Here is a 3,163-nt window from a genome sequence, read left to right as displayed (position 1 = left end):
CTCTCAATACGTTGCCGATGTCGCAGAGGCGATTTTTCCGGGAAAAAGAGCTAAGAAGGACAGGGGAGCCTGGTCAAAAATGAACCGTTACGGTTTTCCACCTACCTGCTGCACATTAATCAGGCAGAGCACCCAAAAAAACGGCTCCATAGTTATGTTCAGTTGTAGCCAGTTGTATTTGCCTAGTGACGTCTGCTCGGCTTATGCCAAAGGCAGACAGGGTGTCTGCATTGAGTTGTATTTTAACCTGTTTCATAAGCGTGCCTATATTACTCCGAACGTCCACAGCACCGATATGTTGTTTTAATTGATGCTCAACCTCGTTAGCGATTTGACGCAATGTGGGATAATCAGTCCCTGTGATATGGATTTGTACAGGATCTTCCACTTTTGGGTTGTCACCGTTATGAATGAATCGAAGTGAAATCCCTGCACGGTTTTTAATAGCATTCTGAATACCCCAATAGAGAGGCTCCAGATATCTACCGGATTGCATTGTTCTTTCGTTTTTCGGTGTAAGAATCAAGGTGAATCCAATATGGTTTGCACTGACATCGGGCTGCAATAAACCACTGAGACTCGCCCTGACCAGAGGCGTGTCAGTACCAATATAGACAGTGAACTTTTCGAGCCATGACAAGCTGGCCAGAAACTTGCTGACCTGATCCGCGACCATACTGGTTTCATTCAATGTTGAGTTTGCCGGCAGCGTCAGTGATACTCCGATTTTTTGATTATCAGTCTGTGGGTACATGTTTTTCGACAACTCACTGGCCAATAACATACTGCCTGCAAATGCAATCAGTGTAATGATGAGCCATATTGACACGCTTCGTCTGTCTTTTAATGGTTTCTGTTTCAGCCAATTTGAGAGGGCTTTCGAGTAACGATGGTTGATTTGGTCGATCAGTGATATTGCTGTCGGGTTGCAATGACTTCGATACAAGTAGCGAGACAATGGCAGACAAATAAAAAAAGCGACAATGATACTGGTTATTAGGCAAATGCTGACAGAAGTTGGGATTATTCTTATAAATTTGCCATCGATACCACTAATCATCATCAAAGGAATCAAGGCCAGAATGGTAGTGGCTTGTCCTGCAATGACGGGGAGTGAAAAGTGTCTTGCGGTTTCGAGAATAGCCTGATCAAAGTCGGCTTTACGATCAACTATTTCTGTGTGTATCCCCTCCATCAATAAAATGAACGTGTCGACCATCAATCCGAGGGCCAGGACAATACCGAACATGACCATGATATTGAGGGTATAGCCAAGGGCTTTCATGGTGGCCAGAGTTGCCAGGATAGTAATAGGCAGTGCCAGCGCGGCCATAAGAGCCCCTCTCCAGTTCAGCATGAGTGTCAGAATGATGAAAATTAAGATGCAGCCCTGGATGAGGGAAGAAGATATGTTGCTGAATGCCTGATTGATGAATTCGCTTTCATCGGTAATGTGTGACAGTTTCAGGCCATCAGGCCAGTGCCGATCATTTTTTACGATGTTGAGCTGCGCTGAAATCGCCGATATCAATGCTTTTGTGTCGGTGCCTGAATGCTGAGTGACGTCGATTATGATGCTTCTAACCGGATTGCTGCCGGCTATGGAAAAATAAGTACGTCTGATTTCCCGGTCAGGTTCAAGGCTGACATGAGCCACTTCCCTGAGCCGAATAAGGCGGTTAGTGCTCATTTTCAGGATGGGCAGATCTTCAATAGACTTGAGACTTTCCAATTGTCCTTCAACGGATAGGAAAAGATTGTCTGTCTTTGAATCTGTCGTTTTCCAGCTGACCTTCAGATTGGCCGATTTCAGTTGATTCAGTATATATAGCGGTGAAATATTCAGTGCTTTCAGACGATCCGGTATCAGCCGGATGTGCAAACTGTTTTCAGACATACCTTGCAGATAGACTTGCTTGACTTCAGGTATTTTTTCCAGCGTTTTTTTTAATTGTTTTGCCTTGTCGTTTAGTACGGCCTCTTTAACATTGCCGTGCAGAGCCCAGCTGACCATGGGTAGGTTTGTCATGGAAAATGCATCAACCTGCGGTATGCCAATGGCGGTGTTTGACGGAAAATTGTTTGAGCCCCGGACGACGGCAGCCCGGAGATTTTGCATATTTTCCGTGAGCGGATTGTTTCCGGTAAACTCGACAAAGATTTTTGATTGAGAAGTACCGGAACTGCTGCTGTAAGTTTTCAGATCCGAAAGGTTGCGGATGTTATTTTCAAGAGGTGTTGTCAATTCCCGTTCAATCTGTGTTGGCGATGCTCCCGGCCATTGAGTAATGATCATCGCCCGGGGGATTTCAAGATCCGGATAGTGTTCCTGTATCATGGAAGTGCTTGCCAACCAGCCAGAGATAACGACCAGTATCAATAACAGCTTTGCAGGTAAAGGATTGAGAATCAAACGGTTGATAGGAAGGCTCATCACAAGTGGCCAATAATTTGCACAGGGCTATTGTGTTTTAATCGTTCATATCCGTGAGTGATTACCCATTCACCAGCCGACACACCACGGACTACTTCAACCTGATCCATGATCTCATGGCCCAGTGTTAACCAGCGTTGCTCTGCCAGGTTATTCCTTACGACAAAAACAAAGGGAGCGTCTTCATGATTGAAAGAGATCGTCGTTAAGGGCAGGGTGATGGCATCAGAAATGGTATTGGCATGTATCCAGGCATGGAGAAACCTGCCATCACGAAGGCTCTCGTTGGCTTCCACCCTGACTCTGATTCGCCGGGAATGGTTCCGTGGATTGATAGAAGGGCTGATGGACCATACTTCGCCTTTCGCAATCTGACCGTTGCTAAAACCCTGTTGGCTGGCCATGTAGAGATCAGCCTGATTGGCAGCCAGGTAAACGGTTTGCCCTTCACGAACGATTTGCGCTTCGTGGTCAGGAATTTCCAGCGGAAGTTCGTAATGATGAAGTTCCGTGACGATGATATCACAGGGGGCAGTCTGGATATTGTGTCCTGCAGGTGCCATGTTGGGTTGGGAATGGCTGTGCTGACGAATATTCATAGCGGTAATAACGCCATCAAACGGCGCAAACAAACTGTTTTTTTCCAGTATGATAGTTGACTGATTGAGGTTGGCTTTGTAACTATTCTGTGAACCCAGCCAAACCAGCCCACCAAGCTGGTAAGGAATA

Annotated in this window: 2 protein-coding genes; both read right to left on the bottom strand. The window is 45.9% G+C overall.

The annotated features are described in order from the left end of the window. Positions 1–115: 115 nt before the first annotated feature. On the bottom strand, positions 116–2,434 hold the full coding sequence (locus tag KDK14_RS00055) for an efflux RND transporter permease subunit (RefSeq protein WP_257262967.1): 2,319 nt from the start codon (positions 2,432–2,434) through the stop codon (positions 116–118). After that, positions 2,434–3,163, bottom strand: a 730-nt coding sequence (locus KDK14_RS00050; protein ID WP_257262966.1) for an efflux RND transporter periplasmic adaptor subunit, incomplete at its 5' end; no start/stop codon positions are given. The genes KDK14_RS00055 and KDK14_RS00050, both read right to left, overlap by 1 nt.

Origin of the sequence: Endozoicomonas sp. ONNA2 (genome assembly GCF_024606365.1) — a bacterium.
In the GTDB taxonomy this organism is placed as follows: Bacteria; Pseudomonadota; Gammaproteobacteria; order Pseudomonadales; family Endozoicomonadaceae; genus Endozoicomonas.
Note: the sequence above shows the minus strand (reverse complement) of the source record. Positions and strands in the feature narration are given on the sequence as shown.